Source organism: Streptomyces lomondensis, assembly GCF_014651035.1.
Classification (GTDB): Bacteria; Actinomycetota; Actinomycetes; order Streptomycetales; family Streptomycetaceae; genus Streptomyces; species Streptomyces lomondensis.
In genome coordinates, this window is sequence record NZ_BMWC01000009.1 from 100,006 (window position 1) to 120,949 (window position 20,944).

18 protein-coding genes and 1 pseudogene are annotated in these 20,944 nt (G+C 70.6%); 7 read left to right on the forward strand and 12 right to left on the reverse strand.

All coding sequences use genetic code 11. The annotated features are described in order from the left end of the window. Positions 1-52 precede the first annotated feature (52 nt). Positions 53-283 carry a DUF397 domain-containing protein gene (locus tag IE255_RS27430; protein WP_190053049.1) on the reverse strand — a complete coding sequence of 77 codons (231 nt, stop codon included), beginning with the start codon at positions 281-283 and terminating at the stop codon, positions 53-55. Positions 284-599: 316 nt separating this feature from the next. On the opposite strand from IE255_RS27430, the gene IE255_RS27435 reads away from it, so the two are divergent. From IE255_RS27435 to IE255_RS27460, 6 genes are all read left to right on the forward strand, one after another. Next, entirely contained in the window at positions 600-1,058 is a 459-nt protein-coding gene (locus IE255_RS27435; protein WP_190053050.1) for an ATP-binding protein, read from the forward strand. A gap of 28 nt (positions 1,059-1,086) precedes the next feature. Beyond that, entirely contained in the window at positions 1,087-1,623 is a 537-nt protein-coding gene (locus IE255_RS27440; protein WP_190053051.1) for a hypothetical protein, read from the forward strand. A gap of 129 nt (positions 1,624-1,752) precedes the next feature. Further along, on the forward strand, positions 1,753-4,488 hold the full coding sequence (locus IE255_RS27445) for a SpoIIE family protein phosphatase (RefSeq protein WP_190053052.1): 2,736 nt from the start codon (positions 1,753-1,755) through the stop codon (positions 4,486-4,488). Between the two features lie 332 nt (positions 4,489-4,820). After that, the gene (locus IE255_RS27450; protein ID WP_190053053.1) at positions 4,821-6,185 is read left to right on the forward strand and encodes an FAD-dependent oxidoreductase; all 1,365 of its coding nucleotides are present in this window, start codon (positions 4,821-4,823) and stop codon (positions 6,183-6,185) included. Positions 6,186-6,329: 144 nt separating this feature from the next. Next, positions 6,330-6,824 (forward strand): lamin tail domain-containing protein, encoded by a 495-nt coding sequence (locus tag IE255_RS27455; protein ID WP_190053054.1) that lies wholly within the window; start codon positions 6,330-6,332, stop codon positions 6,822-6,824. Between the two features lie 96 nt (positions 6,825-6,920). After that, on the forward strand, positions 6,921-7,895 hold the full coding sequence (locus tag IE255_RS27460; protein WP_190053055.1) for an alpha/beta fold hydrolase: 975 nt from the start codon (positions 6,921-6,923) through the stop codon (positions 7,893-7,895). Between the two features lie 67 nt (positions 7,896-7,962). On the opposite strand, the gene IE255_RS27465 is transcribed toward IE255_RS27460, so the two are convergent. The 4 genes from IE255_RS27465 to IE255_RS27480 all read right to left on the reverse strand — a co-directional run bounded on the left by IE255_RS27465 (position 7,963) and on the right by IE255_RS27480 (position 10,235). Continuing rightward, positions 7,963-8,337 carry a roadblock/LC7 domain-containing protein gene (locus IE255_RS27465; RefSeq protein WP_190053056.1) on the reverse strand — a complete coding sequence of 125 codons (375 nt, stop codon included), beginning with the start codon at positions 8,335-8,337 and terminating at the stop codon, positions 7,963-7,965. 82 nt (positions 8,338-8,419) lie between these two features. Beyond that, positions 8,420-8,983 (reverse strand): roadblock/LC7 domain-containing protein, encoded by a 564-nt coding sequence (locus IE255_RS27470; protein WP_190053057.1) that lies wholly within the window; start codon positions 8,981-8,983, stop codon positions 8,420-8,422. Positions 8,984-9,021: 38 nt separating this feature from the next. Beyond that, positions 9,022-9,819, reverse strand: coding sequence for a hypothetical protein (locus IE255_RS27475; RefSeq protein WP_190053058.1), 798 nt, complete (start codon positions 9,817-9,819; stop codon positions 9,022-9,024). After that, complete coding sequence (locus IE255_RS27480; protein WP_190053059.1) at positions 9,816-10,235, reverse strand: hypothetical protein; 420 nt, start codon at positions 10,233-10,235, stop codon at positions 9,816-9,818. The genes IE255_RS27475 and IE255_RS27480 overlap by 4 nt, the downstream gene beginning before the upstream one ends. Before the next feature lie 383 nt (positions 10,236-10,618). Here IE255_RS27480 and IE255_RS27485 point away from each other — a divergent pair, with 383 nt between their 5' ends. Then, positions 10,619-11,623 carry a MarR family transcriptional regulator gene (locus tag IE255_RS27485; RefSeq protein ID WP_190053060.1) on the forward strand — a complete coding sequence of 335 codons (1,005 nt, stop codon included), beginning with the start codon at positions 10,619-10,621 and terminating at the stop codon, positions 11,621-11,623. Positions 11,624-11,727: 104 nt separating this feature from the next. On the opposite strand, the gene IE255_RS27490 is transcribed toward IE255_RS27485, so the two are convergent. The 7 genes and pseudogenes from IE255_RS27490 to IE255_RS27515 all read right to left on the reverse strand — a co-directional run bounded on the left by IE255_RS27490 (position 11,728) and on the right by IE255_RS27515 (position 20,804). Next, positions 11,728-12,126 carry a hypothetical protein gene (locus tag IE255_RS27490; RefSeq protein ID WP_190053061.1) on the reverse strand — a complete coding sequence of 133 codons (399 nt, stop codon included), beginning with the start codon at positions 12,124-12,126 and terminating at the stop codon, positions 11,728-11,730. Between the two features lie 105 nt (positions 12,127-12,231). Then, positions 12,232-12,375 (reverse strand): annotated as a pseudogene (locus IE255_RS40600) (IS701 family transposase); the annotation flags it as partial. A 235-nt stretch (positions 12,376-12,610) separates the two neighbouring features. After that, positions 12,611-15,805 (reverse strand): RICIN domain-containing protein, encoded by a 3,195-nt coding sequence (locus IE255_RS27495; protein ID WP_190053062.1) that lies wholly within the window; start codon positions 15,803-15,805, stop codon positions 12,611-12,613. Between the two features lie 85 nt (positions 15,806-15,890). Continuing rightward, positions 15,891-17,651: an amylo-alpha-1,6-glucosidase gene (locus IE255_RS27500; protein ID WP_190053063.1), complete on the reverse strand. Its 1,761-nt coding sequence runs from the start codon at positions 17,649-17,651 to the stop codon at positions 15,891-15,893. A 79-nt stretch (positions 17,652-17,730) separates the two neighbouring features. Further along, positions 17,731-18,555 (reverse strand): carbohydrate ABC transporter permease, encoded by an 825-nt coding sequence (locus tag IE255_RS27505; protein ID WP_190053064.1) that lies wholly within the window; start codon positions 18,553-18,555, stop codon positions 17,731-17,733. Continuing rightward, positions 18,552-19,535: a carbohydrate ABC transporter permease gene (locus tag IE255_RS27510; protein ID WP_190053065.1), complete on the reverse strand. Its 984-nt coding sequence runs from the start codon at positions 19,533-19,535 to the stop codon at positions 18,552-18,554. The genes IE255_RS27505 and IE255_RS27510 overlap by 4 nt, the downstream gene beginning before the upstream one ends. Positions 19,536-19,556: 21 nt before the next feature. After that, positions 19,557-20,804: a sugar ABC transporter substrate-binding protein gene (locus IE255_RS27515; protein ID WP_190053066.1), complete on the reverse strand. Its 1,248-nt coding sequence runs from the start codon at positions 20,802-20,804 to the stop codon at positions 19,557-19,559. Positions 20,805-20,944 lie beyond the last annotated feature (140 nt).

Consider the following 20,944-nt stretch of genomic DNA (forward strand, 5'->3'; position numbering starts at 1 on the left):
CCGGCACAAGGGCGACTTACACTATCGCAATCGGCCGGGCCGGCGCCGCCGCTCACACCAGATGGTCGAACTCGCCGTCCTTCGCCCCGGCCAGGAACGCCGCCACCTCGGCAGCCGTGTAGACGAGGGCGGGCCCGTCGGGGTCACGGGAGTTGCGCAGGGCGATCCCCCCGTCGACGAGAGGGGCGACCTCGACGCAGTTGCCCTCGGCGTTGCTGTGCCGGCTCTTGATCCAGCAGGCGTCCAACGAGCTTGCCTGCACTCCGTTCCGCACTGGTGCCACCGCGGTCTCCTTGCTCTCCGGCCGTGTTCGTCCCGGCTTGCGTACCCACAACGGCTCGATTTTCACGCAATTTCTCGTGCAATTGCACGCGAGCGCCGTTCAGCGTGGATAATAGCTGCGGCGTCAACCCCCGGGCTGGCGCCGCGTCCTGACGTCGCATCGGGGAGATGCCGTGTCATCACCTGCGCAGCATGTGCTCCGGCCGCCGAATGGGGCTGCGGCACACGCAGGCGCATCCGGGACGGCCGACGGCTTCCCGCCCGGCCCCCGCACGGTGACGCCGTACGAGGCGACGCCGTACGGGAGCCCGCCCCCGATGCCGGAGACGGTGCCGCGGCTTCCCGCCGCCCTGTCCGCCTCGGCCGTCCTCAGCGTCGAGTGCAGCCGGGAAGGCTTCGCGCGCGTCCGGTCCTTCACGCGTGACACCCTGCACGTGTGGTCGCTCGACCACCGCTGTGACGACGCCACCCTCGTCATCACCGAGCTCACCGCCAACGCCGCGACGCACGCGGCGCCGAGGGCGTCGGGTGCGGTGGGTGTCGCGGGTGCGCCGGAGATCCGGCTCGGATTCCTCCTGGACCCCACGTACCTGCTGGTCACCGTCTCCGACCCCGACGACCATCCGCCCGTGTACGCGCCTGCCGGCTCCTCCCTGGAGGAGCACGGCCGCGGCCTGTGCATCGTCGACGCCCTCTCCGAGGAGTGGGGCTGGGCCCCCAGTCCCCCGGCGGGCAAGACGGTCTGGGCCAGGTTGTCGACCTGTCCACCCATCTGACACGACTGCCGCGGAAAGGCCCCACGCCATGCGCAGCGCTTCGACGGAACACCCGAGCGGCGAGCGCCCCGACGCCCCGACCGGGGTGGCCCGGACCACGCCGCTCACGGCACTGGACCGCGTGCCCTGGGGCGACATCCAGGACTCCACCGGTTCGGCGGCGGCCATTCCCCTGCTGCTCAACGGCATCGCCTGGGGTGACGCCGACACCGCCCGGTCCGCCCTCGACGACCTGCGCAAGCGGATCTGCCAGTTCGGCTTCGTCGTGGAGCAGGCGACCGCCGCCACGGTTCCGTTCCTGTGGGAGCTGGCGAAGCTGCCGCAGGTGACCTGCCGCGCCGAGATCATCAAGCTGCTCAGGAGCATCGCCGAGGCCCGTCAGTGGGAGAGCACCGCCGCCGTCTATCCGAAGCTGCTGAACCACCGGGAGAACCCGGTGGCGTGGGAGCGTGCGGCGCGCCAGGCGGTGCGGGACCGGCGCGCCGACCTCGGCCGGCTGATGGCGGACGAGGACACGGAGATCGCCCGGGCCACGACCGAACTCGCCCGCTCGCTGGGCGCCTGAAGCCGTCGTACCTTTTCCGGAGGGCCGCGAGCCCGTGCCGGCCCGGAGTCGTGACGAAACCGTGAGGGCCCCCTGTCACCATGGGTGATGCCCCTCGCCTCCCGGGGCCGGGCAGTGTAGACATGGCACATGGTCCGACTCTTGGGTCGATCCGGGACTCGATCGCCCCTGCGGCCCGGCGCTGCGCCGTCCGCACGGCAGCGGCGGGAGGCGGGCCCGTCACGGTGGCATCCACTGGCGGGGCTGCGGTCGGTGCTGGGCGGGCGCAGTGTCGCCGGACAGGTGTTCCTGCTGGTCGTGGTGATCGTGCTGCTGCTGGTCGTGGCGGCCGTGGTGGCCCTGGTGCTTCAGGTGCGGCACGACACGACGCAGGAGGCCCGCAACCGTTCGCTCGCCGTCGCGGAGACCTTCGCCAACGCGCCGGGCACGGTCGAGGCGCTGGAGAGCCCCGATCCCACGGCCGTGCTCCAGCCGCGTGCCGAGGCCGCCCGTGAGCGGTCCAAGGTCGACTTCGTCGTGGTGATGAACACCGACGGGATCCGCTACACCCACCCCAGGCCGGACCGGATCGGGAAGCAGTTCGTCGGGACGCTCGCGCCCGCGCTGGCCGGGGAGTCGGTGACCGAGGAGATCACCGGCACCATCGGCCCCCTCGTGCAGGCCGTGGTGCCGGTGAAGGACCCCGACGGCCGGGTCGTGGGCCTGGTGTCGGCGGGAATCACCACCGCGAACGTCGGCGGCACCGCCGACCAGCAGCTGCCGCTCGTGCTCTCCGCCGCCGCCGCGGCGCTCGCCCTGGCGACCGCGGGTGCCGCGCTGGTGAGCAGGCGGCTGCTGCGCCAGACACACGGCCTCGGGCCGCACGAGATGACCCGGATGTACGAACACCACGACGCCGTGCTGCACGCCGTCCGCGAGGGCGTGCTCATCGTCGACGACGGGGGCACCCTGGTGCTCGCCAACGACGAGGCGCACCGGCTGCTCGGGCTGCCCGCCGATGCCGAGGGCCGGCACGTCCTCAGCCTGGGCCTCGACCCGGGAACCGCCGAGCTGCTGGCCTCCGGGCGCGTCGCCACGGACGAGGTGCATCTCGTCGGGGACCGGCTTCTGGCCGTCAACCAGCGGACCACGGACCGTGCGGGCGGCCCGCCCGGCAGTGTCGCCACCCTGCGCGACTCCACCGAGCTGCGTGCCCTGTCCGGCCGGGCCGAGACCGCGCGCGAGCGGCTCAACATGCTGTACGACGCCGGAGTGGGCATCGGGACGAGCCTGGACGTGACCCGTACGGCCGAGGAGCTGACCGAGCTGGCCGTGCCCCGGTTCGCCGACTTCGCCACCGTGGACCTCTTCGACGCGGTGCTGGGCGGCGGGCAGCCGGACGCGGCGGCCGCCCTGAGCCGGACGGCGCTGGGCGGCATCCGCAAGGACGCTCCGCTGTACGCCGTCGGCGAGCGGATCAGGTTCGTCGACTCCTCTCCGCAGGGCCGCAGCCTGGCCACCGGCCGGCCCGTCCTGGAACCACGGCTGAGCGACGCCCCCGGCTGGCAGGCACAGGACCTGGAGCGCTCGGCGCAGATCGTCGACTACGGCATCCACTCCTTGATCACCGTGCCGCTGCGGGCCGGCACGCTGGTGCTGGGCGTGGTCAGCTTCTGGCGCTCCGAGAAGCCCGAACCCTTCGACGAGGACGAGCTGGCCCTGGCGGAGGAGCTGGTCGCGCGGGCCGCCGTCTCCATCGACAACGCGCGCCGCTACACCCGCGAGCACAGCATGGCCGTGACGCTCCAGCGCAGCCTGCTCCCCCGGAACCTGCCCGAGCAGGGAGCGCTGGAGATCGCCTACCGCTATCTGCCCGCGCAGGCCGGGGTGGGCGGCGACTGGTTCGACGTACTGCCGCTGTCGGGCGCCCGGGTCGCGCTCGTGGTCGGCGACGTCGTCGGCCACGGCCTGCACGCCGCGGCCACGATGGGGCGGCTGCGCACCGCCGTGCACAACTTCACCGCCCTCGACCTGCCGCCCGACGAACTGATCGCGCTGCTGGACGAGCTGGTCGGCCGCATCGACCAGGACGAGACGGAGGCGGAGGGCAGCGCCCCGGTCACCGGCGCGACCTGCCTGTACGCCGTCTACGACCCGGTCTCCCGGCGCTGCACCGTCGCGCGGGCCGGGCATCCGCCGCCGGCCCTGATCCACCCCGACGGCACCGTCGAGTTCCCGGAGGTGCCGGCCGGGCCCCCGCTCGGGCTCGGCGGTCTGCCGTTCGAGACGGCGGAGCTGGAGCTGGCCGAGGGCAGCCGGCTCGTCCTCTACACCGACGGGCTGGTCGAGGACCGGGAGCGGGACATCGATGTCGGCCTGGACATGCTGCGCGAGGCCCTGAGCCGGGCCGGCCGGTCCCCCGAGGACACCTGCCGGACCGTGCTCGACTCGCAGCTCACCGCCCGCTCCAGCGACGACATCGCCCTGCTCGTCGCGCGCACCCGGGCGCTCGCCGCCGACCGGGTCGCCGAGTGGCCGGTGCCGGCCGACCCGGCGGCCGTGGGCCAGGTGCGGGCGGCGGTCACCCGGCAGCTGTCCGAATGGGGGCTGGACGAGCTGTCGTTCACCACCGAGCTCATCCTGAGCGAGCTGGTCACCAACGCGCTCCGGTACGGCGACGGCCCCATCCACGTGCGGATGCTGCGCGACCGCAACCTGATCTGCGAGGTGTTCGACAGCAGCAGCACCTCGCCGCACCTGCGGTACGCGACCATGACGGACGAGGGCGGGCGGGGGCTGTTCCTCGTCGCACAGCTCGCGGAACGCTGGGGGACGCGTTATCTGCCCGCGGGGAAGGTGATCTGGGCGGAACAGCCGCTGCCGTGAGCGGTCACCGGGCTGTGCCCGCCCGGGCAGCTGCGACGGCCGCGGTGGCCGTCGCGGCGATCGCGGTCCGCAGGGCGCGCCGCCGGGGGAAGGCGCCGGCCGGGGTGGCGCGCGAGCTCTCGGCGCTGACTGGGCGGCGACCCGGTCCGCCAACGGCTCGGTGTCGCCGCTCCGTTCACCCGATGTCTGTGAGGCGGCCGAAACGGGCGCTGGACGGCTGCTCATAAAGTCGCCTTATGAGCTCATAGACCGGACCCGCATACCGACTTAGGCTTGCCTTAGTTTAGGCTTCCCGTCGAGATCGCTTGTCGCCGCTCGAAGGGAACCTGACCATGCCCCGCCCCCTGCGGGTAGCCATCGTCGGATCCGGCCCCGCCGGGATCTACGCCGCCGACGCCCTGCTCAAGTCCGAGGTGGCCGCCGAACCCGGCGTGTCCATCGACATCTTCGAGCGCATGCCGGCGCCGTTCGGCCTGATCCGCTACGGCGTCGCCCCCGACCACCCGCGGATCAAGGGCATCATCACGGCCCTGCACCAGGTGCTCGACAAGCCGCAGATCCGGCTCTTCGGCAACGTGGACTACGGCACGGACATCGGCCTGGACGACCTGCGCGCGTTCTACGACGGCGTGATCTTCGCCACCGGCGCGATGGCCGACCGGGCACTGTCCATCCCCGGCATCGACCTCGACGGCTCGTACGGCGCCGCCGACTTCGTGTCCTGGTACGACGGCCACCCGGACGTGCCGCGCACCTGGCCGCTGGAGGCGGAGAAGGTCGCCGTGCTCGGCGTCGGCAACGTCGCGCTCGACATCGCGCGCGTGCTGGCCAAGACGGCGGACGAGCTGCTGCCGACGGAGATCCCGCCGAACGTCTACGAGGGTCTGAAGGCCAACCGGGCCAAGGAGATCCACGTGTTCGGCCGCCGCGGCCCGGCGCAGGCGAAGTTCAGCCCGATGGAGCTGCGGGAGCTGGACCACTCCCCCAACATCGAGGTCATCGTCGACCCCGAGGACATCGACTACGACGAGGGCTCGATCGCCACCCGGCGCGGCAACAAGCAGGCCGACATGGTCGCCAAGACCCTGGAGAACTGGGCGATCCGCGACGTCGGCGACCGGCCCCACAAGCTCTTCCTGCACTTCTTCGAGTCGCCGGTGGAGATCCTCGGCGAGGACGGCAGGGTCGTCGGCCTGCGCACCGAGCGCACGGAGCTCGACGGCACCGGCAACGTCAAGGGCGCCGGCACGTTCAAGACCTGGGACGTCACCGCGGTCTACCGTGCGGTGGGCTACCTGTCCGACAAACTCCCCAAGCTGCCCTGGGACATCGACTCCGGCACCGTCCCGGACGAGGGCGGCCGGGTCATGCAGGAGTCCGGCGAGCACCTGCAGTCCACGTACGTCACCGGCTGGATCCGGCGCGGCCCCGTGGGCCTGATCGGTCACACCAAGGGCGACGCGAACGAGACGGTGTCGAATCTGCTGGACGACTACGCGAACGACAGGCTGCACACGCCCACCTCCCCCGGCCCGGAGGCCGTGGACGCGTTCCTCGCCGAGCGCAACATCCGCTTCACCACCTGGGACGGCTGGTACCGGCTGGACGCCGCGGAGAAGGCGCTGGGCGAGCCGGAGGGCCGCGAGCGCGTGAAGATCGTCGAGCGTGAGGACATGCTCCGCGCCAGCGGCGCCTGACCTTCTGTACACCCGCGGGGCGGGTCCGGTGGCAATGTCACCGGACCCGCCCTTATGCGCACTTGAACCGTGTACGATCCAGACGCTTCACCGAACCATCACATCGCCTTCACCAGAGGGCCATGCAAGGGGGGACGAACGTCCATGCGTATACGCCTTGTCGTCACCACGGCCGCCGCTGCCGGAGTGCTGACCGCCCTGACGGCGGTTCCGGCCCAGGCCGCCGAGTACAACTCCGCACTGAAGATCGGCGGTGTCCAGTACGACGCTCCCGGCCGCGACTCCAACAACTGCCGGACGGGGAACACGGACGAGGAGTACCTGAAGATCAAGAACTACTCGCGCTCGACGACGGTGAACCTCAAGGGGTACGTCGTCAAGGACGCCGCGGGGAACAAGTTCACCTTCACCGCGAGCCACACCCTTCAGCCGGGTGACTACGTGAAGCTGCGCGGCGGCAACGGGTCCGACTCCGACGCGAACAACGTCGTGTACCGCGACAACTGCAACTTCATGTGGAACAACGACAAGGACACGATCTACGTGTACAAGCCGTCCGGCAGCCCCGCCGATGTGCACTCGTACACCAAGAGCGGATCCGACAGGGACGGCAACGGGTACATCACGTTCCACGGCTGAGCCCTTTGCCGAACCGGCAACAGGCTTCGTGTGGGTCGCGGCGGGCGCCGCATGATCGATGGACCGAGCGCCTCTTTCCTGATCGCGGGAGGATCCATGCCGCAGACGTCCGCCGTCGACCGCACGCACCGCCTGGTGCCTTCACCGGCCGGCCGTATCCACCTCGTGGAGCAGGGTGAGGGGCCGCTGGTGCTCCTGCTGCACGGCTTTCCCGAGTCCTGGTACGCGTGGCGCCACCAGCTGCCGGCCCTGGCCGCGGCCGGCTACCGCGCGGTGGCCCTCGACGTGCGCGGCTACGGGCGCTCGTCCCGGCCCGCGGAGGTCGGCGCCTACCGGATGCTCGAACTGGTGGCGGACAACGTCGCCGTCGTGGAGGCGCTGGGCGAGCGCTCCGCCGTGCTCGTCGGGCACGACTGGGGCGCGACCATCGCCGCGACCTCCGCGCTGGTCCGGCCGGACGTGTTCCGCGCGGTGGGACTGCTGAGCGTGCCCTACACGCCGCCCGGCGGCCCGAAGCCGAGCGAGGTCTTCGCGCGGATGGGCGGCGACGAGGAGTTCTACGTCTCCTACTTCCAGCAACCCGGCCGGGCCGAGGCGGAGATCGAGCCCGATGTGCGCGGCTGGCTCGCGGGCTTCTACGCGGCCCTGTCGCCGGACACGATGCCCGAAGCGGACCCGCATTTCGTGGCGCGCGGGGGCCGGTTGCGCGACCGGTTCCCCGTCGGCCGGCTGCCGCATTGGCTGAGCGAGGCCGATCTCGACGTCTATGCCGGGGAGTCCGAGCGCACCGGGATGACCGGCGCCCTGAACCGGTACCGGAACATGGACCGGGACTGGCAGGACCTGGCGGACTTCGCCGGCGCGCCCGTCACGCAGCCGTCGCTGTTCGTCGGCGGCGGCCTGGACGCGTCCACGACCTGGCTGGCCGACGCGATCGAGGCGTACCCGACCACGCTGCCCGGACTCACGGCTTCTCACGTCCTCGACGGCTGCGGTCACTTCCTTCAGCAGGAGCGTCCGGCCGAGACGAACCGGCTGCTGATCGAGTGGCTCGGGGGGCTTCCGGCCTAGTCGACGGAGAGCGCGGTGCCCTCCGCGCCGGGTCCGTCGCGGAGGGCTCCCGTGTAGTGGTGCCGGTTCAGACCTCCAGCTCGGCTTCGATCCTGCGGAGCTGGTGGCGGGCCATCGCCAGGTTGGCCCGGCTCCCGTCGAGCACGAGGTAGAGGAACAGCCCGCTGCCCCCGCGGCCCTTGAGCAGGCGGATGAGGTGGTACTGGGAGTTCAGGGTGATCAGGATGTCCTCGATCTCCTCCTTCAGTCCCAGGTGTTCCATGGTGCGCAGCTTGGCCCGTACGACGTCGGTGTTGCCGGCGGCGGCGACTTCCAGGTCGAAGTCCTTGCTGCCGCCGAGGGTGCCGAGGGCCATGCCGCTGGTGTAGTCGACCAGGGCGGCGGCCGTGGCTCCGTCGATGGAGCTCAGGCATTCCTTCAGCGCGGTCTCCGTGTTGGCCATGCGGTCGGTTCCTTTCGTGCGGTGACTCTTCGGTCGGTGGCTCTCGGTCGGTGGTCTTCGGTCGGTCCGGGGTTCGGGCGGCTCAGGTGCCGGTCTGCGGACGCGGCGGGTGGGTGGGCCGCTGCGGGGTGCGTACCGGGAGGGTGCCGATGGGGCGGGCCGTGGCCGGGGGTGCCGTGGCGAGGTGCTCTTCCGGCGCGGGGCCGGGAGCGGGCCCGGGAGCGGGGGCGGGAGTCGGCGTCGGCCGGCCGGCGTGGCGGCCGGTGCCCGGGCCGACGCGTGTGGCCACCAGATCCGCGATCCGGGCACCGCTGCGCCGGCCCTCCAGGTGGAGGCGGCCGACGTTGACGCGGTCCTCGGCGAGGAGGGTGAGGACGGCGGTCGCCCCGGCCGCGTACGTCGCGACGTAGCCGTGGGAACCCCGCACGAGCAGTTCGCGGAAGTCGCCGCGGGCGGCGGCGTCGGCCATGCGGTACGCGACGCCCAGGGCGGCGGCGGTGAGCGCCGCGAGCCCCTCCGGCTCGGTCTCCGGCACGTCGTGGGCGACGACGAGTCCGTCGACGGTGGCCGCGAGCGAGCCCGTCAGCCCGGGTACGCGGGTGCGGAGCCGGCGTAGTTCGTCCAGGACGTCGGTCTCGACGGCCATGAGCAGTCTCCTTTCGGCACGCTGTCGTCGCGCGCGGATCACAGTGCCTCCAAGGCGTGCAGGACCCGTCGCAGCAGTGCGGTGTCGGGTTCGTCCGGTGTCCCCGGCAGGGGGGCGGGGCCCGGCTCGGCGGACGCGGTGGCGGTGGCGGTGCCTGCGGTGCCTGCCGGGACGACGAGCCCGACTGCGGCCAGGCGGCGGAGTTCGACGAGGGTGTGGAAGGTGCGGCAGGCGAGGGCGGTGGCGATCTGGGCGGCGGTGCGGGCGCCGTCGACCTGGGCGAGGGTCCGTCTGCGGCGGGCCGGCAGGTCCACAGGGTCGCCCGGCACCCGGGCGAGCGGGGCCAGGTCGATGGCGGGTTCGGGCCAGATGCGGTGCAGCAGTTCGCGGCGGCGTCTCGACTCGCGCAGGACGGTGTCCACGGGTACGGAGCGGACCGCGCCGAGCCAGTGCGCGACTCCGGGGCGGAAGCGGAGCACCGGTCCGTCGTGGGCGAGGACGAAGTACGCCGCGTCGAAGAGGGCGCCGAGATGGCACAGTTCCAGCGCGCCGGCGGCAAGGTGGCCGCTGTCGACCAGGTGCCGGCCGACCCGGCAGCGGCGGCCGGCCTGGTCGATCGCCTGCCACCAGCCGTCCGGGGCGAGCGCGCCGCTGTGCGTGAGCAGGTCGCCGAGGTCGGGCGTGACGGCGGATTCGACGTGGACGACGTGTCCCGACGCGACGTAGACGATCCCCGACTCGGTGGACATGGCGCCGCTCGCGCGCTGTGCCGCCAGGGTGCGGAGCAGGGCCGAGGCCGGCTCGTCCGTGCGTGGGACCAGGGCCGACGCGATCATCCGAGCACCAGTCGGTCCGCCAACTCGGCCAGCCGGATGCGGGCCAGGGCCAGGTTGCCGTCCGCGCGGTCGAGCCATAAGTGCAGGAACACGGTGCTGTCGAAGGTCGTGGTGACGAACCTGAGCAGGTGGTACGAGTCGGCGGTCGTGATGATCAGGTCCTGCACGGGTGGTTCCTTGCGGGACGGTCCGCCCGGGGCGCCAGCGGCCGGGGCGAGGGCGCCCGGGGCGAGGGCGCCGCTCTCCGTGGCGAGGCGGGCGAGTTCGGCGGTCTCCGCGGCCGTCGCCTCCGGGTCGCCGCCCGGTGCGTCGCCGACCGTGCCCAGGGCAAGACCGCTGATCCAGTCGACGACCGAGGCCCCGCGCGCACCGGGCAGCCGCATGGCCTCCAGCAGACTTTCGTCGATTCCGGGCACGCCGAATCCCCTCCCCCTGCACGGCTGTTCCCGCGAACGTGAGCACGACACTACGGAAAGTGCTGGGCCCAGGTGAACGCTTTGGCATTTTCCAAAGGAATGTGCAGGGAAGCGGGCAGTGGTTGATCGGAAGCGGGCAGGATGCATCGCGGGGCAGCGATGCCGGCCGGCCCAGGCGTCGGCTCCCGAGACCTGCCGCTGCGGCTCAGGCGGACCTTGTCACGGGGAACCAGATCTGGCTGGAGATCGTCCAGATCGCTCTGGACCGCCGGGCCTGGGATCGAGGCTAAACAGGCACCTCATGTCTGTTGAACCCCTGTTTATCGCGTATTGATCCGTGCGACCTACGATCTCCCAGCCGACCATGCCGAATGGGGGACGCCATGCTCCGCATTCATTTCAGCGATACAGATCTGGCGAGAACCAGGATTGCCGCCGCGCCTGATCCGCTCTGGGAAGTCGCCGCGAGTCTGCACCGATTGCAGTCGCGCAGAGGGCGGTGGGCCTACGCCGGGTGGTACCGCATGGCAAGGCAGCAGACGCGGGAGAGGGGGCTGGGGCGTGTCCTGCGGAGCGTCTTCCTGCCCTTGTATCCAAGGGCCGCTTACTTTCCGGACTTTCTGACGCCCGCTGACGCGGTGGGTGATCTGGACGCTGGACTGGAATCAATTCTGGCCACGCCTCCGCGACGAGTCCTGAAGGAAGTGACCATCCTGGACCGGACCGTCGGAGCTCCCGCGTGGGCCGGGCAGCTGGCCCGGCTGGAGGCGCGCAAGGAGTTCGTGGGGATGCTGCGGGCGTACCACGACGCGGTGATCGCCCCGTACGAGGAGCAGGCACAGGCCCGGATCGAGGCGGAGCGAGCGGCGCGTGCCCGTGGGCTGCTGGACGGCGGAGTCGAGGGCATGCTCTCGGGACTCGGGCCGATGCTGCGCTGGCGCCCGCCCGTCCTGGAGGTCGTCTACCCCAAGCAGGTCGAGGATCGGGACCTGTATCTGAACGGACGTGGGCTCACCCTCGTCCCTTCGTACTTCAACTGGGGTGAGCCGGTCACCTTCGCCGACCCGGACATGCCGCCCGTGCTCTGGTACTCGCTCCTCCACGAGCCGGGCCCCCCGGATGCCCCGCATGGCGTCGATGCCCCCGAGAAGTCCTTGATCACCCTGCTCGGGCGCGCCCGAGCGGTCGCCTTGCGCGCCGCGTCCACTGGTGCCACGACCGGCGAGATCGCCCGTGCCGCCGGAGTCTCGGCATCCTCCGCCAGCAGACACGCCACCGTGCTGCGCGCCGCAGGCCTCATCACCACCACCCGGAACGGCCCGAGCGTGCTGCACACCCTCACCCCGGCGGGGGCGTCCTTGCTGCGCGCCGTGAGCCGGATGGAGTGACCAGCACTGGTTCGTCGCCGTCGGCACGAGCATGAAGCGGCCCGCCGGTTGTCCACCGGCGGGCCCGCCCCTCACGTACCCACAAGTCAGTGCGGTTGTTGCGGTCAGGCGGCGTATGAGCCCGACGCGGAGTCGGTGGTCTGGAAGAAGAACACGAACTCCTGGGAGTCGCGGACGTCGGTGGCGATCACCTTCCAGGAGCCCGAAGGTGCCCACTTGTAGTCGCTCTGGCAGTCGAAGGAGCCGCTGCTGAGCTTGAAGCACACCATCACGTAACGGCCGCTGGAGCCCATCTTGAGGTTGATGTCGTTGCACCTGGTCGACGTCTTGAAGACGCTGGTCGTGTGCCGGCCGGACGCCTTCGAGAAGGACGAGGCCCCGTCGTAGCAGCTGACCTGGGCGCTCACGTCGCCCTGCGGAGCGGCGACAGCCACCGTCGATCCGCCGAGTGCCAGAGCAAGACCGCCGGCGGCCGCGGCGAGCGTCTTGAGGTTCTTCTGCACGTTTTCCCCCTAGGACTGTTGTACATGGCGAAACCCACTCTGCTGAGTGGCACCGCGTCCGGCCATGCTGTTGCGGCGGGCCGCAACAGCCGAGTTCACCGAGGGAGAACGGATGTCGTCGCGGACGGCGTCGGCGTCCCGGCGGGCGTAGCGCAGCAGGCGCTGCATCGGCCCGGGCCGTGCGTGACCGGCCTGTTCGGCCAGCCGCCGGCAGTTCTTCCGCTCGGCCTTGGACAGCAGCCCGAGCAGGTAGGCGCGGGCAGTCGCCCGGGGCTCAACTCGGGCCCCTGGCGGGCTTCACCGGCCGCGAGAGGGCCGGAGCGAGATCATCTCCGGGGGCTCCGCGAACCGGTCGCGGCCTGGCGCGAACGAGTTCGACTTCAACTCTCCTGAGCCGCGGTACGGGTTGTGAGTCTCCGGCCTCCTCCGGCCTCCTCCGGCGTCGCCGGAGGAGGCCGGAGGAGGGGCTGGAGCCGCCGTCAGGTCAGTCCTTGCCGGTGAGCCTCCAGATCTGGTTCCTCTTGGTGGTCAGGGCGCTTGCCGCGTCGCAGGTCCACTGGTGGATGAGGGCGCCGGGTGCGGTGGAGATGGTGCTGACGTCGACGCACTTGCCGCTGTGCACGGCGACGAGCTGGTAGTCGTGGCTGTTGCCGAGCGCCGTCACCGCCCTCAGCCTGAACCGCTGGTTGTTGCCGTCGTTGCAGGTCCACTGCTGGACGGCGGCGCCATCGGCCGTGGAGGCGTTGTTGACGTCCAGGCACTTGCCGCTGTGATGGTTGACGAGTGTGTACGTGTCGGTCGTGCCGGTGACACGGTGGAAGTCGAAGATCTGCTCCTGGCCGCTGCCGCAGGTGTTCTGCTGGTACTGGGTGCCGTTGGCGGTGGACTTGGCGGGGTCTTCGAGGCAGAGCCCGCTGTGCTGGGCGACGGCCGTGGAGGAGAAGCCGGACGAGGCGCCGATGTGCAGGCTCGCGGGTGCGAAGGACACCTGGTCGAGGTGGGGCGCGGAGCTGGACCGCATGGGCTCTCCGATGTCGCTGCCGCCGCCGGAGTAGACCACGCCGATGGTGGTGCCGTCCCAGTTGTACAGCTGTGAGGCGGTGAACTTGACGGTGTTGGCGCCCTTGGTGAGGGTCACGGGGACGGTGTAGTCCTGGAACTGGTTCCAGTGCAGGGTGCTGGCGAAGTTGACGCGAGTGGCGGCGCCGCCGTTGACGCTGACGTCGGCGTGCTCGGCGTACAGATCGGGGTTGTAGTGGTTGGAGGGCAGTTCCTCGTTGTTGGCGTAGCGCATGGTCATGGCGTAGGTGCCGGCCGAGGGCGCGTCGACGTTGAGGGTGAGCGAGTTGGCGGTTCCGTTGCCGATGCCGGTGACGACGCCGCCGTTGGCCTGGCTGTAGCTGGTGTCCACGGCCGCGGTGCCGGTCAGCGTGCCGTCCTCGGCCTGGTAGGTGACGACGTTGCCGGTGGTGACGGCGGAGGTGGCGCTGAACGGGGTGACGTCCAGGTCGTCCAGGGCGAGGGTGCCGCTGGTGCCGGTCACCTTGACCTTGTTGATGCCGCCCTTCAGGTACACCCGGTTGGTGGAGGTGGACCAGGCGCCGGTCGTCGCGCCGGAGAGGGTCTGGTCGACGGCGGCCTTGCCGTTGACGGTGAGGCCGGCCTGGCCGGTGTTGCGGAAGCGGGCCGTCAGGTCCGCGTATCCGTCCCGCGCGGAGTAGACCCAGAACGTCGCGGACTTGCCGGAGGTGAGGTTCACCGCACCCGCACCGGACTGGCCCTGGGAGGTGTAGGCGGTACTGCCGTTGTCGGAGAGGGTGGCCTGCTCGGCCTCGTAGCGCGTGGTGCCCTGGACGTCGGCGTCCTGGTACTGGAGGTCGATCTTGTCGATGATGGCGTCGCCGACGGTCTTCGCGCCGTTGTCGCCGGTGGTGGCCAGGGTGATGGTGTGGCTGCCCGCGGTGAGGCGCACGGTGGTGTCACTGTGCCCCCACACCACCCACTGGAAGCCCACCGGGATGTCGATCCTGGTCGAGGCGCCGCCGTCGACCCGCATGTACACGTTCGTCGGGCCCTTGACGTCGGCGTCCTTGGCGTAGCTGTTGCCGAACACCGAAACGTTGTAGTCGCCGGTGGTGGGGACGGTGACGGGGAAGGAGATCACCGTGGTCGAGCCGGTGCGCAGGCCCCCGACGTCCTTTGTGCCCGAGGTGGCGAACTTGTCGAGCCTGCTGGGGGTGCCTTCGGTGTTGATGTTGTAGCCGCTGCCGCTGAGCGTGGCGTTCTCGGCCTCGTAGGTGGCCCGCCATGTGTTGTCGGAGGCGGTGGTGCTGCCGGTGCCGCCCGGGGAGAGGATCACCTGGTACGCGGACATCGCGTCGAGGGTGATGGGGACGGTGATGGAGCCGTCGGAGCCCACGGCGACGTCGGCGTCGGAGAGCCGGGTCGGGGTGGCCGCCGCGCCGATGTAGCCGCTGTAGCGGTTCTGGAAGACGCTGACGTGCACGGTGCTGCCGAAGACCGCGGGGTCGATGTTCTTGATGACCGTGTCGGAGGCACCGCTGGTGCCGCCCCCGGCGAGGATGACGCGGGCCTGCTTCTTGGCCGTGTCCAGACTCGCCAGGCCCTGGAGGGTGTACGCGGCGTTGGACGCGGCGCCGTCGACCTTGACGGTGTTGCCGGTCATGGAGCTGTACCAGTTGTAGAGCCACCACTGGGCATTGGGGGTGTTCTGTGCCGCGGCGGAGTCACCGAGGTTGCCGTTGATGTTCCAGTACGGCAGGTTGCCGTCGACCTTCTTGTCCTCCAGGGCCGCGATCCACTGCACCATCTGGCCGGGGTCGGTCAGGTGGTAGCGGAAGGCGTACTCGTTGAGGTTGATCGGCAGGTGCGAGGTGAGTCCCACCGAGGTCTCGGCCGCCCGGAAGTTGTCGACGGTGCTGCGCACGTCAGCCGGGCTGCCCAGGGTGTGCCAGGTCATGACGTCCGGCAGGCAGTTGTTGGCCTTGCAGTACGTGAGGAAGCCCTTGTAGGCGAACTCCGTGTAGCTGGAGAAGTTGGGGCCGGCCAGCCGCGCCTGGGGCCAGAGGCCCTTGAGGAAGTCGTAGGTCTTCTTCCACTCGGCGTTGAAGGCGGCCAGCGGCGACGACTGGGTGCGCGCGCCCGGGAACCACATACCGTCGGGCTCGTTGTAGGGGACGAAGACCACCCGGTCCTTGTAGGGGCTGGCCATCACCTGCTCGACCTGCGTCTTCATGGCTGCCTGGTAAGCGGCGTAGCTGTCCCGTTCGTAGCCGAACGTGCGGTACACGTCCGTCATGTAGATGTAGACGTCCTTGCCACCGCTGTCCACGAACGGCTCGGCGACCTCCAGCGCGTCCGAGCCCGGGTGCTGCTGTCCGTCCTGGGCCTTGGTGTTGGTGGTCTGCACCCCCATCCCCTCGATGAGGTTGTTGGTCGGCACATCCGGGCCGTACAGGCCGTACAGCACCCCGGACGCTCCGCCGTGGAAGGCTCCGGTGGTGGTGCCCAGGTCGACGGTGAGGGTGGGGGTGGCGGCGGAGGCCGGCGTTGCCATGACGGTGGTGAGGCCGGCTATGACGGTCAGCGGGAGCAGCGTCCTGGTGATGCCGTGGAGAAGGCGCCTTGTGGTCGAGCGCCTTTGCCCGAGTCTTCGCATGTGCTCACGTTCCTTCAGGGATGAGGCTTGTCGGTGCTGCGCCGGCCCCCGTGCCGGACGTGTGGGTGGGTTCTCGCTCGTGGGGTCAGGCGACGGGGTCGTCGATCCCGGCGTCCACGCGCAGGTGGTGGTCACGGGCGAGGAGGAGGTAGCTGCTCGCGGTCCAGGTGTAGGCGCGGTCGCGCAGGCCGGTGCCGGTGAGGGCGTCGAAGTTCTCGGCGAACCCGTGGGTCTCGCACAGGGCGCGGAAGCGGGCGCTGATGTCGTCGGCGAGCCGCTGGTGGCCGGCGCGGCGCAGGCCGTCCTCGATGAGGACCGTGGCGGGGGCCCAGATGGGGCCGCGCCAGTAGCCGTCGGCGAGGTAGTGGGGTGAGGTGGGCAGTTCGGTGGCCAGGCCGTGCGGCGTCAGGTGGGCCTTGATGTGGTCGGCAAGCGTGCTGCCGATCTCGGCGGGCAGGTGCTCGCCCAGCGCGATGGGCATCAGGTCGAGGAGACTGGCGCTGCTCCAGGTCTCCCCGGTGCCGGCCGAGCGGGCGACGAACCTGTCCCCGGTCCAGAGCTGGTCGAGCAGCGCCGTCTGGATCTCCTCGGCGACTCCCGCCCACCGGCCGGCCTCACCCGGCCTGCCCAACTCCGATGCCAGATCGGCGAGTTCATGGAGCTGGAGGACGAGGAAGGCGGCCAGGTCGGCGGTGACGACCACCCGCCCGGGGTCGAAGGTGGTGGCGTTGTCCCAGCCGCTGTCGTTGCCGTGCTGGTAGTAGGGCAGTTCGGCGCCGGGAGCGCGGCGGGCGGTGAGCCAGAAGCCGGTCCAGCGCTCCAGCCGCTCGTACACCTCGGTGAGTTCGGCCCGGCCGAGGGGTGCCGGCAGACTGCGGCGCAGGCGGCCGAAGGCCCAGCCGTGGATGGGCGGTTTGACGAAGTTGTGAAGGACCTCGGAGTGGGTGACCGAGTCCGGCAGGGCGCCGCTGTCGTCCTGGTGGTCGAACGGCAGCTGGAACTGGTCCCAGGCCAGCGCGGGCGCTCCGGGCGCCAGGGCAAGGGCGTTGAAGCAGTGGTCCCAGCTCCAGACCTTGTCCATCCAGTGCTTGGACATCAGCACGCCGGGCCGGGTGACCAGGCCCTTCGCCGCCACGGTCGCCGACCAGACGACGTAGGCGGCGAGTTCGACGGCCGGGGTGGCGGGCGTACGCCAGGGCGCCACGGCGTCCACGAAGTCCGCGAAGGCTTGCTGGGCCGCCGCCACGATGTCGTCGAAGGCCGCCGAGGGCGCGTAGGGCGGGCGGGCGGTGCCGAGTTCCTCGATCGCGAGTTCCCAGACGCCGTCGCCCCGCGCGGTCACGGTGACACCACGGTCGCTGCCGCCCAGGGCCTGGTCTCCGGCTGTGCCGGCGAGGGTGCCGGACAGCACGGTGACGCGGTACCGGCGGCCGGTCTCGTACGAGGTGAACACGTGCGCGTTCGCCGCCGGGTCGTGGAAGAAGTACGTGCCGCTGAACGGGGTGAGGGTCCGCGCGGCAGCGAAGACGCCGAAGTCCAGGCCGCTGCCCCGCAGGCGTACGGTGTCCGGCGACTCGTAGGCGAGCTCGACGCGTCCCTCTCCGCCCGCCCAGCCGAGCAGGCCCGGTGTCGCCTCGACGCGGGTCTCGGCCCGCTCGCCTCTCGCCGGGACCAGGGGAACCAGGCGCAGGACGCCGTGCATGCCGTTCTGGTGCGACACGACGTGGAGATCGTCGGCGTATGTCTTCTCCGCCACCACGGGCGAGATGTCGAACCAGGAGCCGTACGCGCTGAACGGGATGTCGTGGACGGAGAAGGCCGGGCCGGCAGGCGAGGCGGCGGTCATGTGGCGTGACTCGTTTCTGGAGCAGGGGGCGCCGGCCGGCGTGGCAACGCGCCGACCGGCGTGGTGGGTTGGGGGGGACTCAGTCCTTGACGGCGCCGGTGGTCACACCGGCTGCGACGTAGCGCTGGGCGAGGACGAGGATGACCGCGGCGGGCAGTGACGCCACGACCGCGGTGGCCATGATGGCGTTCCACTCCTGGTTGTTGTTGCCGATGTAGTGGTAGATGCCGAGGGTGATCGGCTCGTGGGTGCCGCCGTTGACCAGGGTGTTGGCGAAGACGAAGTCGGACCAGGACCACAGGAAGGCGAACAGGGACACCGTGACGACGGCGTTGCGGCTCATCGGCAGGACGATCGACCAGAAGGTGCGCAGGGTCCTCGCTCCGTCCATCTGCGCGGCCTGGAGCAGCTCGCCGGGGATGCCCGACATGAACGCGGTGAAGATCAGCACCGCGAACGGGACGGCCAGGGTGGAGTCCGCGACGATGAGGCCGGGGACGGACTGGAGCAGGCCGAGCTGGAGGTAGATGGCGTAGAAGCCCATCGCCATGATGATGCCGGGGATCATCTGGGCGGCCAGCAGGACGAAGCTCAACAGGCCGCCGCCGCGTGGGCGCAGCTTGGCCAGGGCGTAGCCGGCGGGCGCGGCCAGGGCCACGGTGAGGACGACGGTGCCGAGGGCGACCACGAGGCTGGTGCCGAGGTAGGGCAGTTGCTCGTCGAGGACAGTGCGGTAGCCGGCCAGGGTGCCGTGGGTCGGGAACAGGCCCGGCGGGCTCTTGCGCATGTCCTGGTCGCGGGTGAAAGAGACGTTCAGCATCCAGTAGACCGGGAAGAGCATGACGGCGGTCAGCAGGACGCCGACCGTGGTCTTTCCCCACGTGCGGCTGCGGCTTCGGCTCATGACAGCGCCTGCTTTCTCTGCACCCGGAGGTAGACCAGGCCGAACACCAGGGCGGCGACCACGAGCAGGTTGCCGACGGCCGCGCCGGGGCCGAAGGCCGGCAGGAGGTTGCCGAAGCCGAGCTGGTAGGACCAGGTGGCGAAGGTGGTGGACGAGTCCGCCGGGCCGCCCTTGGTCATGATCCAGATGATGTCGAAGACCTTGAGCGTGTAGACCAGGCCCAGCAGCAGGGTGATCGCGGAGACCGGGCGCAGCAGTGGGAAGGTGATGCGCCTGAAGCGCTGCCAGGCGTTGGCCCCGTCGAGGGCCGCGGCCTCGTACAGGTTCGCGGGGATGGACTGCAGGCCGCTGTAGAGCACGACCAGGTTGAAGGGGACGCCGATCCAGATGTTGGCGATGATCACGGAGGTCAGCGACCAGGACGGCGAGGTCAGCCAGTTCACCGGGCCGATACCGACGGCGTGCAGGGCGGCGTTGACGATGCCGGAGTCGCTGTTGAGCATCCACGACCAGGTGGAGGCCGACACGATCAGCGGCAGCAGCCAGGGCACCAGGAACAGGGCGCGCAGGGTGGCCGAGAGCCGGAAGTGCTGGTTGAAGAAGACGGCGAGGGCCAGGCCGATGATGTACTGGAAGACCAGGCACACGGCGGTGAAGACCACGGTGTGGAGCAGGGCCGGGGCGAAGGTCGGGTCCTTGAAGACGGTCAGGTAGTTCTGCAGGCCGGTGAACGGCGCGTCGCCCTGGACGAAGGAGCGCACCGTGTAGTTGCGCAGGCTCAGGTCGAGGTTGCGGTAGAGCGGATAGGCGTAGAAGAGGACGAGGTAGAGGGTCACCGGGGCCAGGAAGGCCCAGGCGGCCCACTGCTGGGAGGTCGGACGGCGCCGTTCTCGCATCGGGGCCGGGGGCGGGACGGCGGTGGCCGCCCCGCTCCGGCCGTGCGCGGACCGGCGGTCCGAGGACTGTTTCGTGTCGTTCATCTGCGGACCGCGCATCCCTGGTTACTTGGCGGCCGACTGGGCCTTGGCCAGCGCGTCCTTCGGCGACGCGGATCCGCTGAGGGCGGACTGGACGGCCTTCCACATCTGCTCGGAGATCTTGGGGTACTTGGTGCCGAGGTCGTCGCTGGTGCGTCCCTTGGCCGCCTTGACCGCGTCGACCCAGGGCTTCAACGCGGCGTTCGCGGCCACCTGCTTGTCCTGGACCTCGCTGGTGGGGGCCACGTAGGAGAGGGTGGTGTCGGTGTCGTACAGGTTCTGCGTGCTGGTCAGACAGGTCGCCAGCTTCTGCGAGGTGGCGTAGCGGCCGGTGTCGCCCTGGACGGGGAGGGTGACGAACTCGCCGCCGGTCGGAGCCGCGGCATTCCCACCCGAGGCGCCGGGGATGGGCAGGACGCCGTAGTCGAAGCCGGCCTTCTCGGCGTTCGCGAGCTGCCATGTGCCGTTCTCGGCGAAGGCGTAGTCGCCGCTCGCGAACTCCTGCCAGCTGGTGGTCTGGGTGTTGTTGATGACCGAGTTGGGGGCGTAGCCCTTGTCGAGCCAGCCCTTCCACAGGGACAGCGCGGAGACGCCCTGCGCGGAGTCGAGCTGGGTCAGCTGCGCGCCCGAGCCCCAGAACCAGGGCAGGAACTGGAAGCTGCCCTCCTCCGTGCCGATGGCGGAGAAGGTGATGCCCTTCTTGCCCGCCTTCTTGACCTTCGCCAGGGCCGCCGTCAGCGACTTCCAGTCCTTGACCGAGGCGATGTCCACCCCGGCCTCCTTCAGCACGTCCTTGTTGTAGTAGAGGGCGAGGGTGTTGGCGCCGATCGGCGTGCCGTAGGTCTTGCCGCCGGACTGGCCGGCCGCGAGCAGGTTGGGGTCCACCTTCGAGGTGTCGAGCTTGTTGTCGTCGGTGGTGGTGAGCACACCCGCGTCGGCCAGGGTCGACACCACCGGGTTGTCGACGATGAGGACGTCCGGGGAGTTGTCCTGCTGCGCCGCCAGCAGTGTTTTGTTGGCCAGGTCGCTGGTGTCGAAGCCGGTCCGCTTGATCTTGACGCCGGCCTCGGTGCCGCAGTCGTCCAGCAGCTTCACCCACGCCGAGCCCTTGGCGAACTGCGGGTAGGGGTCCCAGATGGTGTACGTGCCGCCGTCGGAGTCCTCGGCCGCGGAGCTGCCCGAGCCCGAGGAGCAGGCGGTGGCGCTGACCGCCACGGCCAGGGCGGTCAGCGCCACGGCGGTCAGACGGCGTTGTCTGGAGGTGCTGTACATGGTGGGTCCTTCGTTTTTGGCAGCGGTGTGCCGTCGGAGGGATGACGGGGGGAGAGCCGGGCACGCCGAACGGCGTCGGTGAGGGATTCGGGTGCTCGGTGCCCTGGGTCGTCGGACGCCCGTGGGGTCGGGGTCGGGAC

Bases quoted from the DNA above. Each gene is read 5' to 3' on its own strand.
- IE255_RS27435 (WP_190053050.1), top strand. From the start codon at position 600: ATGCCGGAGACGGTGCCGCGGCTTCCCGCCGCCCTGTCCGCCTCGGCC.
- IE255_RS27440 (WP_190053051.1), top strand. From the start codon at position 1,087: ATGCGCAGCGCTTCGACGGAACACCCGAGCGGCGAGCGCCCCGACGCC.
- IE255_RS27445 (WP_190053052.1), top strand. From the start codon at position 1,753: ATGGTCCGACTCTTGGGTCGATCCGGGACTCGATCGCCCCTGCGGCCC.
- IE255_RS27450 (WP_190053053.1), top strand. From the start codon at position 4,821: ATGCCCCGCCCCCTGCGGGTAGCCATCGTCGGATCCGGCCCCGCCGGG.
- IE255_RS27455 (WP_190053054.1), top strand. From the start codon at position 6,330: ATGCGTATACGCCTTGTCGTCACCACGGCCGCCGCTGCCGGAGTGCTG.
- IE255_RS27460 (WP_190053055.1), top strand. From the start codon at position 6,921: ATGCCGCAGACGTCCGCCGTCGACCGCACGCACCGCCTGGTGCCTTCA.
- IE255_RS27465 (WP_190053056.1), bottom strand. From the start codon at position 8,337: ATGGCCAACACGGAGACCGCGCTGAAGGAATGCCTGAGCTCCATCGAC.
- IE255_RS27470 (WP_190053057.1), bottom strand. From the start codon at position 8,983: ATGGCCGTCGAGACCGACGTCCTGGACGAACTACGCCGGCTCCGCACC.
- IE255_RS27475 (WP_190053058.1), bottom strand. From the start codon at position 9,819: ATGATCGCGTCGGCCCTGGTCCCACGCACGGACGAGCCGGCCTCGGCC.
- IE255_RS27485 (WP_190053060.1), top strand. From the start codon at position 10,619: ATGCTCCGCATTCATTTCAGCGATACAGATCTGGCGAGAACCAGGATT.
- IE255_RS27495 (WP_190053062.1), bottom strand. From the start codon at position 15,805: ATGCGAAGACTCGGGCAAAGGCGCTCGACCACAAGGCGCCTTCTCCAC.
- IE255_RS27500 (WP_190053063.1), bottom strand. From the start codon at position 17,651: ATGACCGCCGCCTCGCCTGCCGGCCCGGCCTTCTCCGTCCACGACATC.
- IE255_RS27505 (WP_190053064.1), bottom strand. From the start codon at position 18,555: ATGAGCCGAAGCCGCAGCCGCACGTGGGGAAAGACCACGGTCGGCGTC.
- IE255_RS27510 (WP_190053065.1), bottom strand. From the start codon at position 19,535: ATGAACGACACGAAACAGTCCTCGGACCGCCGGTCCGCGCACGGCCGG.
- IE255_RS27515 (WP_190053066.1), bottom strand. From the start codon at position 20,804: ATGTACAGCACCTCCAGACAACGCCGTCTGACCGCCGTGGCGCTGACC.